The sequence below is a fragment of the Shewanella japonica genome (assembly GCF_002075795.1).
Lineage (GTDB): Bacteria > Pseudomonadota > Gammaproteobacteria > Enterobacterales > Shewanellaceae > Shewanella > Shewanella japonica.
On record NZ_CP020472.1, the window covers coordinates 3,712,082 to 3,738,476 of the forward strand.

At 40.2% G+C, this 26,395-nt stretch carries 23 protein-coding genes; 9 read left to right on the forward strand and 14 right to left on the reverse strand.

Going from position 1 to position 26,395, the window contains the following annotated elements; all coding sequences use genetic code 11:
* Positions 1-157: 157 nt before the first annotated feature.
* On the forward strand, positions 158-592 hold the full coding sequence (locus SJ2017_RS15920; protein ID WP_080916377.1) for an acyl-CoA thioesterase: 435 nt from the start codon (positions 158-160) through the stop codon (positions 590-592).
* A 14-nt stretch (positions 593-606) separates the two neighbouring features.
* Here the strand turns inward: SJ2017_RS15920 and SJ2017_RS15925 are convergent, their stop codons facing one another.
* The gene (locus SJ2017_RS15925) at positions 607-2,127 is read right to left on the reverse strand and encodes a putative bifunctional diguanylate cyclase/phosphodiesterase (RefSeq protein ID WP_080916378.1); all 1,521 of its coding nucleotides are present in this window, start codon (positions 2,125-2,127) and stop codon (positions 607-609) included.
* An 81-nt stretch (positions 2,128-2,208) separates the two neighbouring features.
* Positions 2,209-3,051, reverse strand: coding sequence for an HDOD domain-containing protein (locus SJ2017_RS15930; RefSeq protein WP_055023744.1), 843 nt, complete (start codon positions 3,049-3,051; stop codon positions 2,209-2,211).
* Positions 3,052-3,281: 230 nt separating this feature from the next.
* On the opposite strand from SJ2017_RS15930, the gene trhP reads away from it, so the two are divergent.
* Positions 3,282-4,679 carry a prephenate-dependent tRNA uridine(34) hydroxylase TrhP gene (gene trhP / locus SJ2017_RS15935; protein ID WP_080916380.1) on the forward strand — a complete coding sequence of 466 codons (1,398 nt, stop codon included), beginning with the start codon at positions 3,282-3,284 and terminating at the stop codon, positions 4,677-4,679.
* A 6-nt stretch (positions 4,680-4,685) separates the two neighbouring features.
* Entirely contained in the window at positions 4,686-4,937 is a 252-nt protein-coding gene (locus SJ2017_RS15940) for a YfhL family 4Fe-4S dicluster ferredoxin (RefSeq protein ID WP_065108640.1), read from the forward strand.
* Positions 4,938-5,072: 135 nt separating this feature from the next.
* Here SJ2017_RS15940 and ubiT read toward each other — a convergent pair whose 3' ends face one another.
* The gene (gene ubiT, locus SJ2017_RS15945; RefSeq protein WP_080916381.1) at positions 5,073-5,594 is read right to left on the reverse strand and encodes a ubiquinone anaerobic biosynthesis accessory factor UbiT; all 522 of its coding nucleotides are present in this window, start codon (positions 5,592-5,594) and stop codon (positions 5,073-5,075) included.
* Positions 5,595-5,730: 136 nt separating this feature from the next.
* Here ubiT and ubiU point away from each other — a divergent pair, with 136 nt between their 5' ends.
* Both ubiU and SJ2017_RS15955 read left to right on the forward strand, forming a co-directional pair.
* Positions 5,731-6,732: a ubiquinone anaerobic biosynthesis protein UbiU gene (gene ubiU / locus SJ2017_RS15950; protein WP_080916382.1), complete on the forward strand. Its 1,002-nt coding sequence runs from the start codon at positions 5,731-5,733 to the stop codon at positions 6,730-6,732.
* Between the two features lie 10 nt (positions 6,733-6,742).
* Positions 6,743-7,633, forward strand: a complete 891-nt coding sequence (locus tag SJ2017_RS15955; protein ID WP_080916384.1) for a U32 family peptidase — start codon at positions 6,743-6,745, stop codon at positions 7,631-7,633.
* A gap of 6 nt (positions 7,634-7,639) precedes the next feature.
* On the opposite strand, the gene SJ2017_RS15960 is transcribed toward SJ2017_RS15955, so the two are convergent.
* Complete coding sequence (locus tag SJ2017_RS15960; protein ID WP_080916385.1) at positions 7,640-8,350, reverse strand: hypothetical protein; 711 nt, start codon at positions 8,348-8,350, stop codon at positions 7,640-7,642.
* A 500-nt stretch (positions 8,351-8,850) separates the two neighbouring features.
* Between SJ2017_RS15960 and SJ2017_RS15965 the strand changes: the two genes are divergently transcribed.
* Both SJ2017_RS15965 and SJ2017_RS15970 read left to right on the forward strand, forming a co-directional pair.
* Positions 8,851-10,128 (forward strand): YjiH family protein, encoded by a 1,278-nt coding sequence (locus SJ2017_RS15965; RefSeq protein WP_119968521.1) that lies wholly within the window; start codon positions 8,851-8,853, stop codon positions 10,126-10,128.
* A 225-nt stretch (positions 10,129-10,353) separates the two neighbouring features.
* A complete protein-coding gene (locus tag SJ2017_RS15970) occupies positions 10,354-10,716 on the forward strand; it encodes a PilZ domain-containing protein (protein ID WP_080916387.1) in 363 nt (120 codons plus the stop codon).
* Positions 10,717-10,797: 81 nt separating this feature from the next.
* Here the strand turns inward: SJ2017_RS15970 and SJ2017_RS15975 are convergent, their stop codons facing one another.
* Both SJ2017_RS15975 and radA read right to left on the reverse strand, forming a co-directional pair.
* Positions 10,798-11,649, reverse strand: a complete 852-nt coding sequence (locus tag SJ2017_RS15975; RefSeq protein ID WP_055023731.1) for a type 2 periplasmic-binding domain-containing protein — start codon at positions 11,647-11,649, stop codon at positions 10,798-10,800.
* A 166-nt stretch (positions 11,650-11,815) separates the two neighbouring features.
* Positions 11,816-13,189, reverse strand: coding sequence for a DNA repair protein RadA (radA, locus tag SJ2017_RS15980; protein WP_080916388.1), 1,374 nt, complete (start codon positions 13,187-13,189; stop codon positions 11,816-11,818).
* A gap of 207 nt (positions 13,190-13,396) precedes the next feature.
* Between radA and SJ2017_RS15985 the strand changes: the two genes are divergently transcribed.
* Positions 13,397-15,796: a PilZ domain-containing protein gene (locus tag SJ2017_RS15985; RefSeq protein WP_080916390.1), complete on the forward strand. Its 2,400-nt coding sequence runs from the start codon at positions 13,397-13,399 to the stop codon at positions 15,794-15,796.
* Between the two features lie 66 nt (positions 15,797-15,862).
* Here the strand turns inward: SJ2017_RS15985 and SJ2017_RS15990 are convergent, their stop codons facing one another.
* Both SJ2017_RS15990 and serB read right to left on the reverse strand, forming a co-directional pair.
* Complete coding sequence (locus SJ2017_RS15990; RefSeq protein WP_080916391.1) at positions 15,863-16,756, reverse strand: alpha/beta fold hydrolase; 894 nt, start codon at positions 16,754-16,756, stop codon at positions 15,863-15,865.
* A 226-nt stretch (positions 16,757-16,982) separates the two neighbouring features.
* Positions 16,983-17,969 carry a phosphoserine phosphatase SerB gene (gene serB / locus SJ2017_RS15995; RefSeq protein WP_080916393.1) on the reverse strand — a complete coding sequence of 329 codons (987 nt, stop codon included), beginning with the start codon at positions 17,967-17,969 and terminating at the stop codon, positions 16,983-16,985.
* Between the two features lie 87 nt (positions 17,970-18,056).
* Here serB and SJ2017_RS16000 point away from each other — a divergent pair, with 87 nt between their 5' ends.
* Positions 18,057-18,992, forward strand: a complete 936-nt coding sequence (locus SJ2017_RS16000) for an AhpA/YtjB family protein (RefSeq protein ID WP_080916394.1) — start codon at positions 18,057-18,059, stop codon at positions 18,990-18,992.
* An 85-nt stretch (positions 18,993-19,077) separates the two neighbouring features.
* Here the strand turns inward: SJ2017_RS16000 and deoD are convergent, their stop codons facing one another.
* From deoD to SJ2017_RS16030, 6 genes are all read right to left on the reverse strand, one after another.
* Entirely contained in the window at positions 19,078-19,788 is a 711-nt protein-coding gene (deoD, locus tag SJ2017_RS16005; protein WP_055023726.1) for a purine-nucleoside phosphorylase, read from the reverse strand.
* Positions 19,789-19,913: 125 nt separating this feature from the next.
* A complete protein-coding gene (locus SJ2017_RS16010) occupies positions 19,914-21,128 on the reverse strand; it encodes a phosphopentomutase (RefSeq protein ID WP_080916396.1) in 1,215 nt (404 codons plus the stop codon).
* An 11-nt stretch (positions 21,129-21,139) separates the two neighbouring features.
* The gene (deoA, locus tag SJ2017_RS16015; RefSeq protein WP_080916397.1) at positions 21,140-22,471 is read right to left on the reverse strand and encodes a thymidine phosphorylase; all 1,332 of its coding nucleotides are present in this window, start codon (positions 22,469-22,471) and stop codon (positions 21,140-21,142) included.
* 144 nt (positions 22,472-22,615) lie between these two features.
* Positions 22,616-23,389, reverse strand: coding sequence for a deoxyribose-phosphate aldolase (deoC, locus tag SJ2017_RS16020; protein WP_055023723.1), 774 nt, complete (start codon positions 23,387-23,389; stop codon positions 22,616-22,618).
* A gap of 418 nt (positions 23,390-23,807) precedes the next feature.
* Complete coding sequence (locus SJ2017_RS16025; RefSeq protein ID WP_055023722.1) at positions 23,808-24,638, reverse strand: nucleoside-specific channel-forming Tsx family protein; 831 nt, start codon at positions 24,636-24,638, stop codon at positions 23,808-23,810.
* A 364-nt stretch (positions 24,639-25,002) separates the two neighbouring features.
* On the reverse strand, positions 25,003-26,265 hold the full coding sequence (locus SJ2017_RS16030; RefSeq protein ID WP_080916399.1) for a NupC/NupG family nucleoside CNT transporter: 1,263 nt from the start codon (positions 26,263-26,265) through the stop codon (positions 25,003-25,005).
* Positions 26,266-26,395 lie beyond the last annotated feature (130 nt).

The window sequence follows — 26,395 nt, forward strand, 5'->3', positions numbered from 1 at the left end:
ACGGTTTGAACTGAGTAACCTCTGTCGAGATATTAAAGGGGATGAGTCAAACTCTGGTCTGAGCAGTCAATGAATCGCCATAGCAAACCGAAAAACACTGTTGTAACATCTAAGAATAAGTAACAATGCCCTCATAAAATGACTTAGTAGCATCAAGATGACTCAGAAAACGATTGAATATAGCCCAACTTTTCACTTTCCTGTACAAATTTACTATGAAGATACAGACTTTTCAGGCGTGGTATATCACCCCAACTTTTTAAAGTATTTTGAACGAGCTAGAGAACATGTGATTGGCGCTGACGTACTGAACTTATTGTGGCAACAGCAACAGCTAGGCTTCGCTGTATATCGCACAGATATGCTGTGTCACGATGGGATTGAATTTGCTGATATCGTTGATGTTAGAACGCGTTATTACTTTGAAAGTAAGTACCGTACTGTTTGGCAACAAGAGATTTGGCGTCCTAATGCTAAAAAGCCTGCTGTGACAGCCACAATTGAGATGGTCTGCATGAATCAGCAACGTCAGATGGCCCCTATGCCACTCAACTTGATTAGCCAGTTACAGCAACAATTTAATCAGTCATAAGCGCGTTAATCACTTTAATGTTTAACGTTATCTGAGCTTGGTAGGAATAAGAAAGGTTGTTCAATGAGTTGCGTGTATCGTAGCTCAAAATCTGTTGCGACAAGAGGCTTACTAAAATACTCCCCTTGAATGGTATCAGTACCGAACTCAATTAAGGTATCAAATACATCTTTGGTTTCAACCCCTTCGACCGTAACATCAAAACCAAGGCTCTTAGCCAGTTCGATGCTAGTTTTCACAATCTTATTAGCTTGTAAATCGCAGTTAAAGTCGTCCAAAAAGGCTTTATCAATTTTAACTTCATCAATGGGGAGGTGGCGTAAGTAAGCTAAAGATGAATGCCCTGTACCGAAATCATCAATGGCAATTTTAACTCCTAACTCACGAATTTCTTTTAGTGTTTCGATGGTCCGTGCTAAATCTAACATCAACACACTTTCAGTGATTTCAATCATTAAGTTCTCAGCAGGCACTTTGTACTGCATAAGCAAATTACTGATATCAATTGGCAAATGCTGATTTTCAAGATCTTTAGTGGATAAGTTAACTGCCACTTTGATATTAATGCCTTGCTGTAACCACTTAACCTGCTGCTGTAACACTTGTTCAAGAGCCCACTTACTGATTAAGTCAATCATGCCAGTATGTTCAGCTAAAGGAATAAACTCTGTAGGCGGTATAATGCCTAAGCCATCATGCTCCCATCGAATTAACGCTTCAACTTGTGAACACTTACCCGAGCTGATATCCAACTTAGGTTGGTACACCATATGGAGCTGGTTTTGCTTCAGACTTTTAGGCAAGCTATTAATGATTGTCAATTCACGATATTGAGCTTTGTCATCATCTTGATTATAAAATGCGATATCGTTTCGGCTGAGCTTGGCTTTTTTTAGTGCTAAATCTAATCGACGTAGCATTAAACTCACATCCGCATGATGGTCATGCAGCTCAAGTACCCCTAATTGTACTTTAATGCTGATTGGAGTTTGCTCGATGTCGAATGGCTTTTGTAGATGCTGCTTTATATTAGATAACTCGTTGACTGAAATAGCTTTAGGGTAGAAAAGTAAAAACTCATTACCGTTCATTCTTGAAACGAATTGTGGCGGATTGTTTAGCCCCTTAATTCGTAATGCAAAAGATTTTAATAACTGGTCACCAAAAATAAATCCAAAGAGATCATTTACAAAGCGAAACTGCTGAATGTCCACCAGCACGAGCATCCCCTCAGTCGCAGGCATCTTGGCAAACATTTTACGCTTGAATCCAACTCGATTAGATAACCCTGTCAGCTTGTCTCGCTCAAGCGTTATAGGGTTGTTTTGCTGGAATAAATTGAGGTTTCTAACCAGAGGTTTGAATGCTCTTGGAGTATGTTTAAAGTTAAGTGGGGACTGGGTTGCATTATTCGACTCTAAGGTTTGAGTCAGCTCTGCGATGAATTTGCCTTGTTGGAAGTAACCGCCTAATACAATACCCAATAACAAAATAAGGGCGATAAACAATACAATTATAATTTCAATACTTAACACAACTTATCGCTCCTTATTCAATTGGGGTTAATTCCATAACCAAGCTCATTCATGTCTGCTTGGCGGCTATATTCTCAGCTGTTATTGGTAACTTTGCTTAATAGAATGATACACATCTAAAAACTCGTCACTCTCTAGATCTTCCGGTGTTACAGGTAAGCCGCGAGTTGCAAAAATATCTAGACGTTGTTCCAATTCAGGCCCTGCTCTTAACTCGCCAGTATAATAAGCTGCTGAGCGAATAAAGTCTAAATAGGTCACCGACTCAGGCATATAATGAAGATCAGCCCAGCGTTCAACCACTTCCATCACTTCAGGCGCAAAGTCCCAAGTCTTTAAAATAGCACGACCAATTGGCCCTTGCATTTTACGGACTAAACCACGTAACTGTTCAATACTTGTAAAGGCATCAGGCTTTGTTTCTGCCTCAGATAACACAGGTAGAGCGCCAATATTATGGACTAAGCCTGCCAATGTTAATGTTTCAGGGTCTAATTTCTTACTCGGGTGACGTTTATTGTAAATAGCCAACATAGCACCGGCTGATGCGGTGACCTCGATAGAGGTTTGCCACACTTCATCCATCACTTCCCAAACCATCTCATTGGTTGAGATAAATAATTGCTCTAATGCGACAGAGGTAACAATCGCTTTTATTTGTATTAGTCCAATACGATTGACAGCAGCACTGATATTTTCAGCTTTGTTACCTCGGCTATATAAAGCACTGTTTGCCACCTTAATAATACGCGCAGAAATTGCGGCATCTTGACCAATAATGTCGCCAACTTGTTTAAGACTTGAGTCTGGTTGCGCAACAACTTCCTGCACCCGCATGGCGACTTCAGGCAGTGTCGGAAGCACTAAAGCATCGTCTTTTAGCTTCTTTAATAGCCCTACCAATAATTGGTGTTCAGTTGTCATAGATCCCGCCTGTAATTTTATTGTTGTTGCTTTGTTTCGATTATATCAGCTATGTCATTTAATAGAATAAAGAAAAAGCACTAATCTTTATAAAGCATGTCAATTAATTAGCAAACATTAAATTAGACAAGCAGCACAATCACAGATGAATTATTTGCATTCAGCGACCATACTTAAGTAAAATGCCGCCCCCGCGCTGTGTGCGAATTTCCATCAAATTGAGAGTGATTATGTTTAGACCAGAGCTATTGTCTCCAGCAGGAACGTTAAAGAATATGCGCTATGCCTTTGCATACGGTGCAGATGCTGTTTATGCAGGCCAACCTCGCTATAGCTTACGGGTTAGAAATAATGACTTCAAAATGGAAAATCTGGCTATGGGCATCAAAGAAGCCCATGCGCTAAATAAAAAGTTGTATGTCGTCAGTAACATTGCACCGCACAATGCAAAATTAAAAACTTACATACGTGATATGGCACCTGTCATTGATATGAAGCCTGATGCTGTGATCATGTCAGATCCTGGTCTTATTATGATGGTGCGTGAGGCATTCCCAGATCAAACGGTTCATTTATCAGTGCAAGCTAATGCAATTAACTGGGCCTCTGTTAAGTTTTGGCAACAACAGGGGATTAAACGAGTCATCTTATCTCGTGAATTATCATTAGATGAAATTGAAGAGATTCGTCAACAGTGCCCAGATATTGAATTAGAAGTGTTTGTCCACGGTGCGTTATGTATGGCTTACTCTGGACGTTGTTTATTATCAGGCTATATCAATAAACGCGATCCAAACCAAGGCGCATGCACTAATGCTTGTCGCTGGAAATATGATGTACATGAAGCTAAGCAAACTGACACAGGTGATATCATCGCCGTTAACCCACAAGGTATCGTCGATGCAAACGGTGTGCAAATTGAGACACCGACGTTAGGTGCTGGTCAACCTTCAGATGAAGTTGTCCTATTACAAGAGCCTGGGCGTCCAGGTGAATATATGCCCGCTTATGAAGACGAGCACGGCACTTACATCATGAATTCTAAAGACCTACGTGCGATTCAACACGTCGAACGTTTAACAAAAATGGGCGTAGACTCTCTTAAAATTGAAGGCCGTACTAAGTCATTTTATTATGTCGCACGTACAGCTCAATTGTACCGTCAAGCTATTGAAGATGCAGTTGCAGGTAAAGACTTTGATCGTACATTAATGCACAACCTTGAAGGGTTAGCACATCGTGGTTACACCGAAGGTTTCTTACGTCGCCATGTTCATGATGAATATCAAAACTACGATTACGGTTACTCAATCAGTGACACTCAACAGTTTGTTGGTGAGTTCACTGGCGTTCGCAATGATAGCGGCGCTGCAGAAGTCGATGTTAAAAATAAGTTCTCTGTCGGTGATAGTGTTGAAGTCATGACGCCACAAGGAAACTTTACCCTGACGATTTCAGAGCTAGTCAATCGTAAAGGTGAATCAGTTGAAGCTGGGTTAGGTTCGGGTCACTTTGTATTTTTAGCCGTTCCTGAAAGCGTTGAGTTAGATAAAGCAATCTTGATGCGTAACTTACCGCAAGGCAAAGATACTCGCAATCCTCATCAAGCTGCAGAAAAAGCTGAGTAATCTGTTATGGCATTATTAATCGATGATAGCTGCATTAACTGCGACATGTGTGAGCCTGAGTGCCCTAATGAAGCGATTACCATGGGCGAAGAGATTTATGAAATAGACCCAGCCCTGTGTACAGAATGTGTTGGCCACTATGATAAGCCGACTTGTGTCTCTGTATGTCCTATCGATTGTATTGATCCCGATCCTGAACATGCTGAAACACCTGAAGAGCTTAAATATAAATACCAAGTCATCACAGGAAAGGTATAGCCCGAAAGCACAAGCTTAATCCTTCGGTGAAAACTGAGATACACAAAAAAGGCGCCTAAGGCGCCTTTTTATTAATAGAATTTTAATGCTCTGCTCAGATAGTGCTCAACAATAGTAATAAGTTGCCTACAGACATTAAGCTGACGCTTGGGGCTGCTCAGATGAGTAGCCTTGAAGAGTTTGTAGTGTTAAAGCCAGCTTCTCTATTGTTAATCTAGCGGGTTTAGGCAGAGATTCTAGCTCAATACCGAGTAGTAAATTTTTCACTTCTAAGCCTAACTCAGTATCCCCTTCAATTTTTAACTTACGTTGAAAGAATAAGGTATCAGGATCTTCTTTTCCTGCCGCAACTAACAGTAACTCAGGAACATTAGCCGTAAAAGTCACATCTGCTTGTGTTAATGGTCTAAGCAACAATTCATCATTGAAACTGATTTCAAAGTGCAAGCCAATATCCATCACAGAAATAGCAACCCATTTAGACTGCAAAAAGTCTAACTCACCAAATTTTATCTGTTCAGACAATGTCAAAGACAATAATTTAGCCAACACATTCATTTTGGCTTTTTCTGGTACTACCGCCAAAGATTGCGTTGCCACTTTAGGGGCTAACCCTAGTACATTTTTAGCCACACTATTGGTGAAACGAAAAGACATCCCTACTCCTACACTGCTTACTCTAATAATTAAGCTAGTTTACTCACATTTTATCAATTGAAACCTGTTTCAAATCAAATCATGTGACGTCATTCAACTTTACACTCCCTTTCTACGACAGTTTGAGAGAGAGAATATGGAACTCTTGTGCCCAGCAGGAAATTTAGCCTCATTAAAAGCCGCTTTTAGAGCAGGTGCTGATGCGGTTTACCTCGGATTAAAAAATGATACAAATGCACGTTCATTTGCAGGGTTAAACTTTACACCCGAGCAAATGAAACAAGCGACGAAGCTTGCCCATAGTCAAGGCAGAAAAGTATTTTTAACCTTGAATACTTACCCAAAACCAGGTGAAGAGTCACGCTGGTATCAGGCCATTGATCTGGCAGCCCAACTTCAAATGGATGCTTTAATCACTGCTGATATTTCGCTGCTCGACTATGCAAGCCGTCGATACCCTCATTTACCGCTTCATTTATCAGTTCAAGCTAGTGCAACGAACCTTGCTGCACTAGAGTTCTACCAACAGGCATTTAATATCGAGCGAGCGGTATTACCTCGGGTATTGTCGATGAAGCAAGTCAAAGATCTTGCTAAAAATAGCTCTGTTGACTTGGAAGTGTTCGCCTTTGGTAGCCTTTGCATTATGGCAGAAGGACGATGCCACCTATCATCTTATGTTACAGGTCAGTCACCCAATACCGGTGGTTCTTGCTCGCCAGCAAAACACGTTAGATGGCAAGAAGACGGTAATCAATGTTTAACACGTTTAAATGAAATACTCATTGACACTTCTAATATCGACCAACAGTTAGGTTACCCCGTTGTGTGTAAAGGGCGCTACATTGCTGAAAATGAATCCCAAGCCGACTACTTACTCGAGTCGCCAACAAGCTTGAATACACTCAGTTTATTGCCTCAACTTGCTAACGCAGGTATTTGTTCTCTTAAAATTGAAGGCCGACAACGCAGTCCAGTGTATGTTGAACAAGTCACCCGTGTTTGGCGTGAAGCAATAGACAGTTACTTGGCCAACCCAAATGCATTTACTGAACTTGCAAGATGGAATGAAACATTAGCAAAGGTATCAGAAGGACAGGTCACCACATTAGGCGCCTACGAGCGTCAATGGCAGTAGGTAAGAATTCATGAAAATTTCACTCGCACCAATTAATTATTGTTGGGAAAAAACCGCAGTAGATGACTTTTACCAGCAAGCTACTCAAAGTCGCATAGATACCATTTACCTTGGTGAAACCGTCTGCAGTCGCAGAAGATTACTCAAATTCAATGATTACATTGAACTGGCAACCATGCTTAACGCTCACGGAAAAAATGTCATTTTATCTACCATGGCATTAATTGAAGCTCAATCGGAGCTGACCGAGTTAAAAAAGTATGTCGATAATGGTGAGTTCAGCATCGAAGCAAATGACATGGCTGCAATTCAAATCGCACAACAAGCAAACCTGCCATTTATCTGTGGTCCTTCAATCAACAACTACAACCGAGCCAGCTTAGATATACTGCATAAAATGGGAATGAGTCGTTTTGTTATGCCATTTGAACTGTCTAAAGCTTGGTTAGATACAGTATTAAATCATCCTAATAGGCCTGGGTTTGAAGTTGAAGTGACTGGATATGGGTATATTCCATTGGCGCATTCTGCTCGTTGTTTTACCGCTAAACATTTCGGGTTAAGTAAAGATAACTGCGAGACAATATGCCGCCAGCATCCCAAAGGCATTTTGGCGCAAACTCAAGAGCAACAAAGTCTATTACGTCTAAACGGAATTCAAACTCAATCTGCAGCTCATTTGGACTTAACCTCTGAAATCGCCGATATGATAGCAATGGGCGTTAATTTCTTTAGGGTCTCACCCAATGATATTCACGATATTAAGCGAGCCGATGAATTAGTGAGCTTAATTAGCCACCTTAAAAACCACAGCGATGAAGCAGACAATAAGACCACATCTTCGAACGTTAATGCCTGTAATGGCTATTGGTTTGGTCAAGCAGGATTACAACAAGTGTAGTGTAGTTTACTTGCTTAATTGCCCCTGTTGCAGGGGCAAGAAGTACCAGCGACATATACTCAATATCCATAACCACATAGTGACAATGCTGCACCAGAATAAAATGGATAGCCACCAAATATCAGGTTTCGGCGATTGAGAAACTATCGCCTGAAATAATTCACCATCTGAAATCGGGTTTAAGCCTAAGCTCTCCCGCCAACATTCATGAGCTAAAATGCTGCCATGAATGAGCACAATAACAAAGCTCAACATCAGAGGTAAGAACAAGCGAATTCTTCGCTCAATAGCACACTCTATAAAGCAAAAAATCGCAGCTAATAAACCAAAGTAAATGTAGATAGACACAGCTTTGATGTGTAAATGAAACACATTAAGCGGAAATAAGCCCGTTGCAGCTAAAGCAATAAACGTCACGATGAGTGAAAACCAAAAGAGTCCGCTGGAAATACGTCGACTTAACTGTAAGCCAAATAAACAACTCATTGTCAGGCTTAAACTACCAAAAAACAGCCCTCCGTTGATCCATAACGCACTAGAAGAACGATTGTAGGTGCCGAGTTCACTGATAGAAAATTGCAGTAAACTGTATTGATCGCCAAATTGAATATATTCCATCAATACCGATAAACTAATACCAAGAAAAAGGCCAAGCAACCCTAGCAAACCAAACAGGTAAGCTAATCTGGCGATTTTTTCTCGTTTACTTAATATCACAGTAGTCAAATTTCCTTATATGGTTTGCTTTATCATACTGAATCTACATTGATAAAACCGCTATGCACATCTAATGTTTAGTAACTCATTTATATGACGACAACAGTACCCTGCTATGCACAATCGAACAAAGCACCTTAATAATTGTAATAACAAAGACCAAAACACACAACAACAGTTAGCTAACATTATGATTACAAACAAATTATTACGTGCATTTATTGCCAAACCCTATAGAATATAGATAAGCAAAATAACTCAATAACTATTCGCCAAAGTGAATAGTTTTACATAGACTAGATAAGCAGGTACCCTTGCCTCGCTTTATTACTTCTGAATGGACATTCAGCATTTTTCCCACTGGACGGTTAGACACAATCAGCCAAGCTTATTTGGCCAATTGCAAAGGCATATAAAAAGTGACTCAAGAAAAACAAAAATACAACATTAAGACAATATTGACCTTTGTCATACCGTCATTGCTAGGCTTGTTATTATTCATGACGCCTATCAGTTATAACGGCGCCATTACGATTCCAATTGCTATTGTTTCCAAAGCAGTGCAAAGCCATTTTGCCGACGTATTACCTTTATTGGTAACTTGTATTGTCGTGTTTATGGCTATCATTTCGGTAATCAGTAAATTACTTAAGCCTAAATTGGTATTAGAAAAGCCTTTTCTTAATACCCTTCTCAATGTGTCACCTTTTTGGTTAGTTGTTCGTATTTTAGGTGCGATATTCATTGTATTAACTTATTTAGAGATTGGCTCCGAAGTTATCTATTCTGCAGATACTGGTGCATTAGTCCTTAATGACTTGCTACCTGTATTATTTTCTGTGTTCATTTTCGCAGGTATGTTGCTGCCGTTATTATTAAATTTTGGTTTGCTCGAGTTTTTCGGAACCATGCTGACTAAATTAATGCGTCCTATCTTTAACTTACCTGGCAGAAGTGCAATCGACTGTATGGCATCATGGCTAGGTGATGGTAGTGTCGGCATTTTAATGACCAACAAACAATATGAAACACGCCTTTATACTGAGCGTGAAGCCGCTGTCATCGGTACAACCTTTTCTGCTGTTTCGATTACCTTTAGCTTAGTCGTTATCTCTCAAGTCAAACTTGAACACCTTTTTGTACCGTTTTATTTAACAGTATGTTTAGCTGGTTTTGTCGCTGCTGTAGTGGTTCCTAAGTTACCACCACTGTCATGGAAAAAAGATTTATACATAGATAACACCCCTCGTCATCCTGACGATGAAATGATCCCTAAAGGTCATGGGGTTATGTCGTGGGGATTTGAGCAAGCAATCAATAAAGCATCTCGTGCTGGCGGCGTTAAACATGTACTGCGTGAAGGCGTAAAAAATGTCGTGGATATGGTGTTCGGTATTATCCCAGTAGTAATGGCCATTGGTACTATTGCCCTTATACTTGCAGAAAACACTCCTATTTTTGAATACTTAGGTATGCCGTTTATTCCACTGTTAGAACTACTGCAAATTCCGGAAGCTGATGTCGCATCAACCACAATCGTAGTCGGTTTTGCTGATATGTTCTTGCCATCTATTTTAGCAAGCTCTATTGAATCTGATTTAACGCGTTTTGTGATTGCGGCTTTGTCAGTCACACAATTAATCTACATGAGTGAAGTCGGTGCATTATTAATTGGTAGCAAAATCCCAGTTAACTTCTTTGAGTTATTTGTAGTATTCATTCTACGTACACTCGTTACACTGCCTGTCATTGCACTTTGTGCTCATTTACTCATTTAGTGTAAATCAGTAAACTCATTGAGTAATTATTTTACTCAACATTAAAAAAGGAGCTGAATGCTCCTTTTTTTATGCGCTATTTTTAATCCGGTTGGTTCCTCTAACAACTGACTTATATTGGCAATCAAATACAGATAGCGTATTCTTAAGTGGTTATTTGAATGGTGAAATTAGCCCTTCCTTCCCTATTCAATTTAAATCGAGTGACAATCTAGGTAACATTTTATGGATGAAAGAAGACAATACACTCGCACATTGTTTGCCGCGACAGCCACCCTCAGTTTTAACGATAAAACCTATCGTACCAATATATTAGATCTCAGTATTAATGGCGCATTAGTATCAGAGCCAGAAGCCTTATCCCTCACATTAGGACAAAAAATTGGCTTAAGCTTTTTACTGCCTGAATCTGATATCGTCCTGAATATGGATACTGTACTCGTGCATCATAAAGGCCAGCAACTTGGGCTAGAGTGTCAGCACATTGACCTTGATAGCATTAGCCATTTAAAAAGAATCATAGAGTTGAACATTGGTGATGCTGAGTTATTGCACAGAGAATTAGCACAGTTGCTGCATCTAGATTAAGCATCCCTATGTGTAGGTGAACACTCAATGCATCAAGATATCAACTTATCGATGCTTAATCTGGCTGTGACTCAAAGTCAGTTAAAGCCACCAGCTTGAATCGATAGGTTTTTCGCTAAGGTAATCTTGGTTTTCTAAATGAATAATTGTTCGCTGGGGTAATTTCGCCTTTAAAATAGCGTCACTATAATATTTTAAAAATAACTCCTGAAACGATAAGTCTTCAATGGCTCTTTGTAAGCCCTTCTCAATCCGCTCCGCCAACTCTGGATTCTGTTTATTCACAAACACATACATAGGCAAATGATAAACAAGTGCTAGGTTAGGTTCGATAATGAGATCGGGCAAATCAGGGCCTAGCCTTTTCTTTTCAGCCCAAATCTCGCTCACCCCTCTTGGGAAGTAATCGAAACGCTTCGCTTGTAACATACGATACAAACTTTTCGCGGTGCCAACTTCCTGCGTTGGCAACTCGTTATGGCGTAAAACGTCTAAATCAGCCCAATGTGAGCCAAAGCCAGCAACAAATGAATGGCTTAGCTGATTTGCACTGTTAACTTGCTTAAATTTATCTTGATTATCTTGATGAATATACAGTAACCGATACCCTAATAAGCCTTGCAACAATGGGACTTTTATCGGAATAAACATCTTTTCACGTTGCTTACTTGAAGCAAGAAAAGCGACATTGACTTCGCCTTGCTCCAACATTTTTAAACCGCGACCAGGGGTAACTTGCTCGGTAAATTGTACTCTAGCCTCAGGGTATTCAGCAGCCGTTTTATCCAATGCCATTTTTAATAATTCAATATGGTACTGAAAGTGAAACTCATTTTGATATAAGCGCAAAACTTGAGGAGTGGACTCTTTAGCGAACAGACTTGTTGAGAAGACACACCACAATAATAAACTGACTTTAAATCGAATAAACACTGCTATATTCCATTTTAAATGTGATGAGATTGAGTGAATGAGGCTTAACGTTACAAATAAATAAAGATTATACCTTTGTTAATTTTAAACTTTCTAGCTTTTTCCGATTAAACCGCTCAACGCTATTGTCAACACATGCTGACAATAGCGTAAGCGATAAAACCAACTAATTAATTAACTCAAGTAATTCATGAATGGTTTTAATCGGATGAATTTTAGCGCCTAAACCTTCCATCGATTTATGATAATTACGATGCGGAATAAACACCTCTGTAAAGCCATGTTGTACCGCCTCTTTAACACGCGGTACACCGCTGTCGATTGGCCTAACATCACCATTTAAACTGAGTTCGCCCATAATGCATGTGGTTCTTGGTACCACAAAATCATTCAAGCTACTTAAGAGTGCTGTCACCAGTGCTAAATCAATACAGGTTTCTGACTCATCAATTTTTAACCCACCGACTAAATTAAAATAAGTATCGTGATAAATTTTGGTTTTGGTGTGTTTACGTAATACGCCAGTGAGCATTTTAATTCGGTTCATATTTAAACCGACACAGACTCGCTGTGGAAATTCGCCTTCTGTTTCAGTTGTTAGGCATTGAATCTCAAGTAAAAGGTTGCGATTCCCCTTTCGAATACAGGTAATGGCAGCCCCAGGAGAATTGGTTGTAGACCCAGATAAGAAGATTTCACTCGGATTATCAACACTTATCATGCCACGTTCGGTCATTTTGAAAATACCCACAGTATCAACATCACCGAATCGGTTTTTATTCGCACGTAGGGTTCTGATTTGACCATCATTACATTCAATATGAGTCAAACAATCTACAATGTGAATCAGTGTTTGCGGCCCAGCTGTTTCATTATTTTTATTGACGTGAGCCACTAAAAACATGGTCACATTATTTTGCTTACAATACTGTGTTAAGGCTTGGGCACTGCTTTTAACCTGTGAAGGCGAACCTGGACTGCCATTCGCCGTTTCTGACACAACAGCTTGTATCGAATCAATCACAGCAAATTTAACTTTTTTGGCTTCAAGTTCTGCAATAATCGCTTCGACACTGGTTTCAGCCATTAAATACAAGTTATCTTCGTTATAATTAAGCTTCAACCGATTAACTCGGTTCTTAAATTGGGATAACGACTCTTCAGCAGTACAGTAGAGTGATGGCATGCTTTGAGACATTCTTGCAATCAGATCAGACAATAATGTGGTCTTACCCGCCCCTGGATCGCCTGAAATAATATTGACTGAGCCGGTCGTGAGCCCCCCACATAACACTCGATCTAATTCACCAATACCCGTTAATTTTTTCTCGGCTTCAAACTCTTCAACTTCACCGAGCTTTTTTGAACCTCCACCAACAGAGCCTGCGTAACCCGCCACTGAGTTTGCTGTAGATTTAACTGCTGCAATACGCACTTCAGAAATCGTATTCCACTCCTGACATGCACTACATTGCCCTTGCCATCGTGGAAAATCTTGCCCACATTCATTACATACAAACGCTGTTTTATTCTTTGCCATGCTTCAATGTCATTTCGTTTAGAGTTAAACCAATTTGATAATGAATGAATTATCAATTCATTTATAATATATTTTAATGATTATCTTACTTGCTTTAACAGGCACATAATTTAAATTTATATAAAGTAAGCTTACTTTAGGCCGATAAGATTAACAGTCAGGCTTATATTTATCACCTATATCTCGTATCTAAACTGAAAAGAGCTAATGAGCATAGAAGACCATAGTCAGCTAATAGAACAACTCAAGCCGCTATTAATGGAGCCCGACTTCAAAGAGGTCTTTGAAAAACTCACCATCGATGAGTCTAACTCTACTCGCTTTTTAGTTAAAATGGAGCTCAACCGCCTTTCAGCCAGTTGCACCCGAATTATTGATTTACGAGATAAATCTGAACTTCAATGTGAAGAAGTGACCGTTGCTAAACAGCGACATTTTCTTGATGAGCCCGCTAAACTTTCCCTTGTTCAAGCTCTTGGACTATACCGTAATAAATATACTGTTGGCGTATACGAGCATGTCCTGAGCCAACACAAACTTCGCAAAGAAAGCCTTCGCAAAACAGAACAAGAACCCACTGAAGAGTTATCTGAACTCGTCGTCCCTGGTGTTGTATTAGGGAGCTACTTCAGTCGCAGCGAAGAGAGAATGAATTATTCCATTCGTATTTCTGCATCACAAGATGGCGGCGGCGAAGTCTTAGGTGCCAGTTTAGATTTATCCGTGGGTGGCGCTAGAGTTCGTTTACCCGCCAAACATCGCTTTGACCAAGATAAACCACTTAGAGTAAAACTACTTGAGCTTAATGAAGAGTTCTTTTTCGAAGATTTACAACATGGTGTAGATTATCAAATTGTTGATATACAAAATAAAGATGACAGCGCCATCATGCGCCTTAAGCGTCTTGGAGATAGCAAAGAATTAGACAAACTACTCAGTCAGCTCATTCGCGGTTACAAGTTTCGCTACAAAGTTGATGTCAATGATGTCATCGTCAATGCCACCGGCTTAGGGTTTGAGCGTCACTATTTACCTATGTTGTCACACATGCCGCTGTATCTGTCTGTTGAAAATGGGAAGCCATTTATCAGTCATCAGTTACTCAGTCGTGGCAACCAGCCTATATTGCAGTATTTTATTGACGAAAACGAAGTTAACCAATTACCTAACTTCCTCACCAATAATCGATTAGTTAACTTAATCAAGTCGCCTGATAAAGCAGATCACAGTCTATTCTTTTGTTTTACCCATAGTAATAAAGGCATTACTCAGTATTTTTCAGCCACCTTACATGAACTAAAAAAGCATCAGGCTATGCAGCTCTTTTTCGGTTTTGGGGCCTCTAAATCCAGCTGGCGAATTTTTAAAGTATGCCAACAAAAGGTAGATCATAAGCTTAATTATAAAACCTCGACACTGCCTGGTGATGAGCAGCAATACTCAGCGTTAACAGAGCAACAACTGGCTCGTTTTGCCTATACATTACAGCTTATAGACTTAACTAATGAAGATATTAGACCAAACTATCGTGCTTGGTTTAATGAAGGCGATAACGTCAATCAACTTAAAATCTTTAATCAAAAGAAACTGACTAAAAATACGATAAAAAGATTATCAATGCCTTTCAGCGAGCGTAGACGAGAAGCACGCTTTGCCTTTAAAACCATTATAGAAATTGAGCATAATGGTAAGAAGTCTCGTGGGATTTCCCATGATATCTCATCACGTGGTATCCAGTTTACCTTAGAGGATGATACTCAGTTTAGCAGTGCAACAGATGTCATATTGAGTTTTCCTAAGTTGCAGGAAATCGCTGGAAAAATGCAATTAAGCCAACTGCCATATCGACTTATTCGTGCTCGCACTCAAGGTAATAAGAAACAGCAAACTTTGCATTTATCCGCATTAATCGGTCATGAACCGCACCAAGGAGTGGAGTTTCTCAATAAACTAATCAACCATAACCGAGATAAATTTGAGCAGCTTTCAGAAGATGAGGGCGAGCTAAAAGAACTGGCTGATGGGATGAAAAATTTATTGCTTCGACAACTAGTCAGTGTGCCTTACTTTGTTGAAAAAACGAAAAAGTCAGCTCAATTAGCCTGCATTGGAATTGGCACCAAAACCGACGATATTAGTCATTTATTTGCAGCGGGCTCAACTACACCACTCAGCTTCAACCTCACGCCATTGTTTAATGAAACCGAGTTTAAACAGCTCATTATTGATCCTGTCAGATCAATGAAGCCCATAGACGGCATGCAGTACTTTGAGGTTTTTCTGCAGATATCAAGGCAAGGTCGAGGAGCAATTAACATTCAATCACAGTTAGTCAGTGATTTTAGCCATCGCAGTGCACAAATAAAATTTATTAGTCATGCACAAGCTGTAGGCAAGTTTATGGCATTGAGGATTTATTTGGGCGCAACAGAAAAACCTGATATGAGCTATATTCGCCGTGAAATGGAATACATTACTATCCATGCCAGCCATAGAGCTAAAGCCTTAGAGGAACGTTTGTGGCGAATTATTGGTAGTGGTGAACTGTTAGATATTACATCTGAAGTCGAGGTCAGGTTTCCAGAGCTGCATTTACTAGAAGATTAGCCGTCAAAACCCGCCTATCACAAGCTTAATATCGTTATGAGTTTATAGTCGTTTTTACTATTTTGTTTAAAATCGATTATACCAATCACTCACTAATGGAAAGTGATCCAAAACAGCCACTTTATCAGTCAGCATTCCTCCATGGGTATAGTCACGCTTAAAACCTTTTCGTTTTGACAAGAGTGTATAATCAGCGTTTTCTAAACCACACTCAAGCATCATGTCTTTTACGTCTCTAGGGTTTCCTAGTACGTAATCTTTTTGAGCAGCGATAAACCAGGTTTTCGGCCAGCTGATACCTTTAACCGCTTCGGAATAATCGAAGTGATCTTCAGCGTCTACCCAATCACCACCTACCCAGTCAATCGTCTGTAATAATGATTGCCTGCTTTCATTATCCATCCCTATCCGGTATTTATCTGCCGCTAAGTAACCTTGATATTGCGTCATTAATGGAGCAAGTCTGTTCCAAAATACATCCACCATCATCGTTTTTCTTAATGATTTAACCTTAATGGTTCGCTTGGTACCAAAAGTAACAAATGAGGCAACCTCAGGGCGTAATGACTCAAATCGAATATAACAGCTCGCCATTAATACGCCCCCCCATGAATGAGCGCACCAATGCACTTTATCCGCGCCAGTTTGGGATAGGATAAATTGATGAGCTAAAGGGATTTGCTCCAAAATCACCTCTGTTTGTCCCAGAGAATATGAAGCATTAATTCTAGGCTCACTCAAGCCTCTTCCTGCAGTATCAAGCACATAAACATCATAGCCCTGCTCAGCCAAATAACAGGCAAGACCTCGCCCTGATGGACTATAAAAAACCCGTCCGTTCGACATCGCGCCGTGAAGCATCAGTATAGGTTCTCGAGAAGCAATTGGCATAGAGGGCTTGATATGTCGAAGGTGTAACTTGCCATCACGATATGGCAGAAAGTGAGATTCTTGCTTCATTGGTATTGGTAAGTTTTATCAGCAGAAAGGAATATACCTAGGTTAAACAGCATAAATGTTAACTTCAAGTTAATTAGAGTAAAAAATCTAATCAATAATATAAGCGACGGTTCAGTTCTTTCTATAAGCCAACAAAAACCGCATTACTACTTAACAGTAATGCGGTTTTAAAATTAACAACCTCACCTGGTTAACCTCCAGCTAAGCAGGCTATCCTAGTGGCGAGTTAACCTTGAAGGTGGAATACTAAACAGCGTAAATCTAATCGCTGTATACTCGCATTTGATGCTGCTAATAACTTAGGTTTAGCATGGAATGCAATACCATAATCTGCCGCCTTAACCATTGGAATATCATTGGCTCCATCACCAATAGCCACTCGTTGACCTGCAGCTATTTGCCATTTAGCAGCGCTTTTATCTATCACATCGGCTTTATATTGCGCATCGACAACCTCACCAGTCACCTCACCTGTTAGCTTTCCATCTTCGATGACTAACTCATTAGCATAGGCAGCATCTAACCCCAGTAAGTCTTTTAAATGGCCAACAAACGGCGTAAATCCACCTGATGCTAGCACCAGCTTCCAGTCATTAGGCTTTAATTCAGCCACAATAGACTCAAGCCCAGGCATTAGCGGTAAATCCTGACAAAGCTGATTAATAATACTGTCACTCGCCCCTGCAAGCTTGCTTACTCGAAGACGAAGACTTTCTTCAAAATCAAGTTCACCTTGCATTGCTCTTTCTGTTACTTCTGAAACAGCTTCACCAACTCCAGCCATCGCGGCCAATTCATCAATACACTCAATTTGAATCGCAGTCGAGTCCATATCCATCACCAATAAGCCCGGTTTAAATATACTCGGCAATGCTTGTGTGACTTCAAATAGCTCTGCATTACTGTCAATAGGAAAGCATTCAATTAATTGCGCTAACCGAGAGGATGAAGCGATCTCAAACCCTTTTAGCTCGTTATGGCGCATTAACACAGCCACAGAACAATCCTGATTAAGATGATTCAACCACGAAGACACAGCATCAAAATCTACCTCATCAAAAATGACCCGAAACCGATGCGGTTGTTTAACTTGGATATTATTGAGAAATTCGTCTTCAAAGTAGCGAGTTAAGCTAAAATCTCCATGAGAAAAAGAGCCATCTTCCCCTGAAAATAACCAGGTTAGAGCATTAGAGTTTTTCTGACTTTCCATCGACTGCATTTCCTCAATGATTGCGACTATCTACAATTAAATATTTCGATTAGTATTAATTAAATAGAAAAAACACCAAGGATTAAAGTGATTTTTGTTAAAGGTCTTAAGAAAAGTCAAAAAATCAGCAGATTAATTCAAATCGTGATTGCGATAATCTTGTTAATTGGGCTAACTCATTTATGGAAATCTAGCCTCAACAACGGGCAACAATTGCTCAATTCGCAAACGCAGATTATGGCAAGACTATTAGCCCAACAAGCGGCAAATGGTGCGGCGCCAGCGATGTTTTTACAAAATGATGAACAGCTACAGTGGCTTGCAAATGCCCTCATCGATGACCCTAAAGTCATGTCCGTCCACATTTATGACGCTCAAGGTGTTAGGCTTGCTTTCGCTCAATCGGTCAGCGAAGAAGCACTTGATGCCGATGATGAAGAACTTAAAGAGTTACTCTCGCCTTATCCGCCAATGATTGAAAATGTACTCCAAGGTGACAACAACCTAGGCTACATTGAAGTACGGGTAAACTTGCGAATATTCTTCGACGAAATCAAAACCTTGTATCAAGAAAATATGAAGCTACAACAAACCATGTTAATTGTGGCTGGAATTATAGGCTTGCTTCTCTCTCGCGCCCTGTCATTTAAACGAGCTGACTTTGACCGACGTAAAACTCGAGCTAAACAAGGAAGAAAGAACAGTCATTTATTACAGCTTAATCAAAGTGACTCAGTCGATGGTATAGATGATGACATGAATGATGGTATGGATGATGGTATGGATAGCAGAGAAGATCTGAAAGACCACATCCCCTCAGGTGAGCATGCAGAACTCAGTGATACTGAATTGGCCGATATTGAATATCAAGAACTAAATGATTTGAATCAAGGTAGCCAAACGACTACTGATACGAAAAATAAAGGTGCCAAAGCGCAAGCCTCTAAATCGCCTAAAGCATCTAACTCATCTAGCGCCGCCAAATCACGAGAAGAGCAGAAAGATAAATCCGAGCCAAAGTAAGCTATTTAGCTTTATCTTAGCTCTTTTAAACAACAAAAAAGGGATAACATCACTGTTATCCCTTTTTATCAAACTTTAAAATAAATTAAAGTGTGATAGCAGCATCTAATGTCATCACAATCATATCGTTGAACGTAGTTTGACGCTCATCTGATGATGTTTTTTCACCGGTTCTGATGTGGTCAGAAACAGTAACAACACATAAAGCTTTAGCGCCTAATTCGTGTGCAACACCGTAAAGACCGGCAGCTTCCATTTCGACACCTAATACACCCATTTTTTCCATTGTATCGAACATTGAAGGATCTGGAGTGTAGAATAAATCTGCAGAGAAAACGTTACCAACACGGATTTTAGTACCGTGTGTTTTAGCTGACTCAATAACAGCATTCATTAAGCCGTAGTCCGCGATAGCAGCGAAGTCTTGGCCTTTAAAACGAAGACGGTTAGCTTGTGAATCAGTACATGCACCCATACCAATAATCACGTCACGAACTTTAACGTCTGTGCTGATTGCACCACAAGTACCAACACGAATAAGGTTTTTAACACCGTATTCTTTGATTAGCTCGTGAGCATAAATTGAACATGAAGGAATACCCATACCTGAACCCATAACAGAGATACGAGTCCCTTTATAAGTACCAGTAAAACCGAACATGTTACGAACGTCAGTCACTTGCTCAACATTTTCTAAGAACGTTTCAGCAATGTATTTTGCACGTAATGGATCGCCTGGAAATAAAACTGTTTCGCCAAAAGCACCTTCAACAGCATTAATATGTGGTGTAGCCATGAAAAACCCCTATATTTTTATATTAAATCTTTAATATGAGTAATTAAGTCATCCCCTTAATTACTCAGTGCGATTCTACTATATTTATTAACAAAATAGCGTTAGAAGATAATAATCTTTTATTGTTAAATGAAAGATTTACCATATTCCATCGGCTCAAGTTCAAAGTAACTAGCAATTGACTGACCAATATCAGCAAAACTGTTACGACGACCGAGTGAGCCAGCAGCTAAACCTGCCCCCATAGCCAATACAGGCACACGTTCACGAGTATGATCTGCTCCCTGCCAGCTTGGGTCACAACCATGATCGGCTGTGAACACGATTAAATCTTCTGGATTTAACAGTGCTAATAATTCAGGTAAGCGTTGGTCAAAATACTCTAACGCTTTGGCATAACCCGCGATATCACGGCGATGACCATAATGAGAGTCAAAATCAACGAAGTTGGTAAACACTATGGTGTTATCACCCGCTTGTTTAACTTGCTCAAGTGTCGCATCAAATAGCGCCTCAAGGCCTGTCGCTTTCACTTTTTGAGTAATACCGCAATGAGCGTAAATGTCTGCAATCTTACCAACGCTAACCACTTCACCACCTGCAGCAGCTAATTTATCTAGCACGGTTTTTGACGGTGGCTCAACAGCGTAGTCGCGACGATTACCTGTACGTGCAAAATCATCAGGACCATTACCAACAAATGGGCGGGCGATCACTCGGCCTATATTATAAGGCTCAAGCTCTTCACGAGTAATTTCACATAAACGGTATAGGTTCTCTAAACCGAACGTTTCTTCATGACAGGCAATTTGAAATACCGAGTCAGCTGAAGTATAGAAAATAGGCTTACCAGAGCGCATATGCTCTTCACCAAGCTGTTCAAGAATGGTAGTACCTGATGCATGACAATTACCTAAAAACTCAGTTAAACCGGCACGAGCCAGGATTTTATCAGTCAATTCTTGTGGGAATGAGTTTTCTAGATCTGAAAAATAGCCCCACTCATAAAGAACCGGTACACCTGCCATTTCCCAATGACCGCTCGGCGTATCTTTACCTGAACTTAGTTCGTCTGCATGGCCATAAGCGCCGATGAGCTCAACGTTATCACCGAAGCCATCAGCAAATTTACCTGTACTTTCGAAACCTGCATGGCCTAAGCCCAACTTTGCTAAGTTAGGTAATTTTAGTGGACCTTGACGGCCAATATCTGCTTTACCTTCTGCACATGCTTTTGCAATATGGCCAAAGGTGTCTGAACCGACATCGCCAAATTTATCAGCATCAGTTGCAGCACCAACACCAAATGAATCCAGCATCATAATAAATGTACGTTTCATATTTGAGCTCCTTATAAATCCGATGCGCGGATATAGCGATAAATTTCAGGCGTTTTTTCTGGCGCCGAATCTTTAATATGTATCGCTTGTTGTACCGCGGCAGAAGCTTCTTCAAATGCCGCTTCTGATTGAGCATGTATCATAGCAATAGGTTTATCTTGAGTAATCTCATCACCTAAAGCACAGACATCGGTTAATCCGACACTGTAATCTAATTTATCACCAGGCTTTCTGCGTCCGCCACCTAAAGTAACAACAGCTAAGCCGAGCTCTCGAGTATCCATGCTATGCGCAAAGCCTTGTTGGCTGGCATAAACAGGACGGATAATCGATGCATGAGGTAAATATTTATCGAATGACTCAATGAAGTCAGCCGGACCACCAAGACCTGACACCATACGGCCAAAAATCTCAGCGGCTTTACCATTATCAAGTACAACATTAAGTTTAGTACGAGCTTCAGCATCATTTTGGGCAATGCCACCTAACACTAGCATTTCCGCACATAAGCCCATAGTCACTTCATATAGACGCGGATTACGATATTTACCAGTGAGGAAGTTAATCGCTTCACGAACTTCGACAGCATTACCTGCACATGAGGCTAGTACTTGGTTCATGTCAGTGAGTAATGCAGTGGTTTTAGTCCCTGCGCCATTAGCAACAGCAGTAATACTTCGAGCCAACTCTTCAGATGCTTCGTAAGTTGGCATAAACGCACCACTACCGACTTTGACATCCATCGCTAATGCATCAAGGCCCGCTGCGAGTTTCTTTGAAAGAATAGAAGCAGTAATCAAAGAAATAGACTCGACTGTCGCTGTATTGTCTCGAATAGAATAAAAGCGCTTATCAGCTGGGACTAAATCACCAGTTTGGCCAATGATGGCGACACCAGCTTCTTTAACTACTTTACGGAAGAGTTCACTTGAAGGTTCGGTTTGATAACCTGGAATTGCATCAAACTTATCGAGAGTACCACCAGTATGGCCTAAACCACGACCGGAAATCATTGGTACATAACCGCCGCAAGCCGCAGCCATAGGGCCAAGCATCAGACTGATAACATCACCGACTCCGCCAGTACTGTGCTTATCAATAATCGGTCCGTTTAACGATAACGAATCCCAACTAAGTACTGTGCCAGAGTCACGCATGCCTGTGGTCAGTGCAATACGTTCATCCATGTTCATATCTTGAAAATAAACTGCCATGCCGAATGCAGCAATTTGTCCTTCAGAAACAGTATTTTGGGTAATACCGTCTACAAAGAATTGAATTTCAGCAGAACTAAGTGCTTCACCATTACGTTTTTTACGAATAATTTCTTGAGCGAGAAACATAACATTTCCTCCAATGAAACCCTTTTATTCATACTTAAAATCAAGAGTTTCACCTTAACAAGATGGCACCAAATAAATAATGCAATGTTACTTGGTGCTATCAATTAAAACCGTTAAGACGTCTAACTAAGCAAATCGACCTGCTTAGTATCCTTGTTTACCTTGAGGCGCATCAGCAAGATCTAGAGTGTGAAGTAAGCTAGTTAATAAGCTTGATGCACCAAAACGGAAGCTAGCTGGAGAAATCCACTCTGCACCTAAAATACGCTCTGCCACGCCTAAGAACTCAGCTGTTTGTGCAGCATCGCGCACACCACCTGCAGGCTTAAAGCCAACATTACGGTTTTTCTCACTGATAACTGTCAGCATAATTTCTGCAGCTTCCAATGTCGCATTAACAGGAACTTTACCCGTTGACGTCTTAATAAAGTCAGCACCTGCATCAATCGATAACTCAGAAGCTTTACGGATTAACGCAGGATCTTTAAGCTCGCCTGATTCGATAATCACTTTTAAGATCGCTTCATCACCACACGCTTCTTTACATGCTTTAACGAGCTCAAAACCTAAAGACTCGTTACCAGCCATTAATGAACGGTATGGGAAAACCACATCAACTTCGTCTGCGCCATAAGCAACAGCAGCACGAGTTTCTAATACTGCAATAGCAATATCATCATTACCGTGTGGGAAGTTAGTTACGGTAGCGATTTTGATATCTTCGCAATCTAACTCATTCAATGTTTTACGAGCAATTGGAATAAAACGCGGATAAATACAAATGGCAGCAGTATGGCCAGCAGCAGTATTCGCTTTGTGGCATAAATCAATGACTTTTTGATCAGTATCATCGTCATTTAATGTGGTTAAATCCATTAATGAGATACCAAGTTGTGCTGCTTTTTTTAAATCACTCATGTTTGCTCTCCGAAACAAAAACCTAATAAAAATCTTGTTTTGGCAATGCATAAAGCTGGCAGTTGATTGATGTAGAGGCCGGGCCTTCGAGCATTGCCAGTAAATTAATTGATAAGTTACTGAACTAAGTATTCAATCTGATAACGAGTACCACGACTTGAATCCTTGAAGACCGGAAGAGGTGAAACAAAGAATAATTGTTTCATCCATTCCGCGAAAATTCCCTTTTAGCGCGCAAATCAATCCAAACATTTGATACCGAACCACTAGTATATTAGTTCACTATTTTAAATTGTTTGGACTTTAATATTTATCTAAATACATTCTAACAAATTTTTGTATGTACTTAAGTAAATACTAACATATTTTGCAATAAATTTGGAGCCACATAATGTGGCTCCAAAGCTTACAAATTAGATTAGAACTTGTAAGTAGCTGTTAGGTAGTGAGCCCAACCAGTTGTTTCTAGACCAACGATACCAGCACCATCTTCAAGAAGGTATACATCTTTGTAGCCTTTTAGGCCGTAACCAAGTGCGTAGTTATCTGAATGCCAGTGTAGACCGAAGTATGCTGCACCACCATTGCTAGACATTGGAACGAACTCATCGCCGTACTCATCATCAGCACCAAATTGGTAATCAACATAACCTTGGAACGCTACGAAAGTACCGTTATCGAAGTTATGAACAGGCTTGAACCAGTTAGCAGAGAACTGGTAACCATTCCAATCTTTACCATTCATGTCGTAGTGAGCGTATAAGTTCATGCCAGTTTTACCTAACCATGGAACCATAACGTCAGCACCTAAACCCCAGAAAGAAGAGTTTACGTCTTCACCAATTGCTCCACCACCCCAGTTGAATAGAGTAGAGAAGTACACTTCTTGGATAGGACCAACTGAAAGGTCAAGACCAGTAATTGCATCTAAAGAGAAACGAGGTGCAAACTTCATGAACATACGGCTTTCACCGTAGCCTTTGTCACCAGAATCTTGAGTGAATAAGTTGAATACGTCTACGTAACCGTATAAATCAACAACACCAGCGCGGCCGCCAAATTCCATTTCTAAGTAATCGTGGCCACTTTCGCCAGCACTTGGTAATTCGTCAAATGCGTACATTGCATTGAACTGCATCCAGCTGTAATCACCAGAACGGATATCTTCACCACGGTCAGCAGCCATTGCAGGTGCAGACATAGCAGCGATAGTTGTAGCAGCTAAAGCTAAAGTTTTAACGTTTTTCATTATCAACCCCATTGATATATTTATTTTACCACCTTCGTGGGTGGCGATTTTTATAAACGTTTGCATTGTACATAGATTGGATAAAAGCTCAATATTATTTGGTAAAAATACGAATACTTAATCCCAAAATGTGAACAATATCTCTACTTTCTACTAACAACTTAGAACATTTATGACTAATAAACTGCATTTTTTGAGTAAAGTAATATAAAAAACTGGTGATTTAACAAAGCAAGTCATATGCCAGCCAACGGGCTAGCGAGATTAAACTTCAATTAACTTAGGTAAAAAAACCTAAAAAAAAGCTGCTATTACCGAGGTAACAACAGCCTTCATTTACTCAACTCAAGGTTGTCTTAGACAATTAAATCGCTAAGAATAAACCAGCTAGAGTCGCACTCATTAAGTTAGCTAAAGAGCCGGCAATAACAGCACGGATACCTAGTCTAGCTAAGTCATGGCGACGGCTAGGAGCCATTGCACCTAAACCACCTAATAGAATTGCAATAGAAGATAAGTTAGCAAAACCACATAATGCGAATGAGATAATCGCTTTGGTTCTGTCAGTCATCATCATGCCTGTTTCTGCTACCACTTGGTAACCTTCTGCTGATGCATCAAGTAAGTAAGGAGCAAAGTTAAGGTATGCTACGAATTCGTTAACAACAATCTTTTGACCGATGAAAGAACCAGCAACTAATGCTTCGTTCCAAGGTACACCGATTAAGAATGCTAATGGCATGAAGATGTAACCTAAGATTAGCTCTAAAGTAATACCTTCAAGACCGAACCAACCTGTTACACCACCGATGATACCGTTGATCATTGCAATCAAACCAACGAAAGCAATCAACATTGCACCAACGTTAAGTGCTAAGTGCATACCAGATGAAGCACCTGCAGCAGCAGCGTCTAACACGTTTGCTGGCTTGTCAGGATCTTCAGGAAGATCTGACATTTCGTTTTTAGCTTCTTCAGTTTCAGGATGCATTAGCTTAGCCATCATAAGACCACCTGGAGCAGCCATGAATGATGCAGCAACTAAGTACTCAATCGGTACACCCATTTGCGCATAACCAGCTAATACTGAACCCGCGATTGATGCTAAACCACCAACCATGATTGCGAATAATTCAGAGTTAGTCATTGTCGCGATGAAAGGACGTACAACTAAAGGAGCTTCAGTTTGACCAACGAAGATGTTAGCCGTTGCAGACATAGACTCTGTACGGCTAGTGCCTAATGCTTTTTGTAAACCACCACCGATAATACGGATGATCCACTGCATGATGCCCAAGTAGTAAAGAACTGCAATTAAAGAAGAGAAGAATACGATAACCAGAAGTACGTTTACCGCGAAGATGAAACCAACTTTAAATTGGGCTAAGTCGCCAAATAAGAAGTTAATACCATTTTGAGTGTAACCAATTACGCTAGATACTGCGTCAGAAACACCTTTTAAAATGTCTTTACCAACTGGAACGTATAAAACAAAACCAGCAAAGAATGCTTGAATTGCTAAAGCGCCACCAACAGTACGAACATTAATAGCTTTTCTGTTGTTTGATAGTGCATAACCGATTGCTAGTATGGTAACCACCCCAACTAGACTCATTAGTATATCCATTAATCATCACCCTTATTTATGTTAACGATTTGTATAATTGTTGTTAACTCACCTATTTTCCGTTAATGATTATAACTGAGGAGCAGATGAAAATCGTGGATTAGATCATACTTTTAGAGTTTAATTTCAG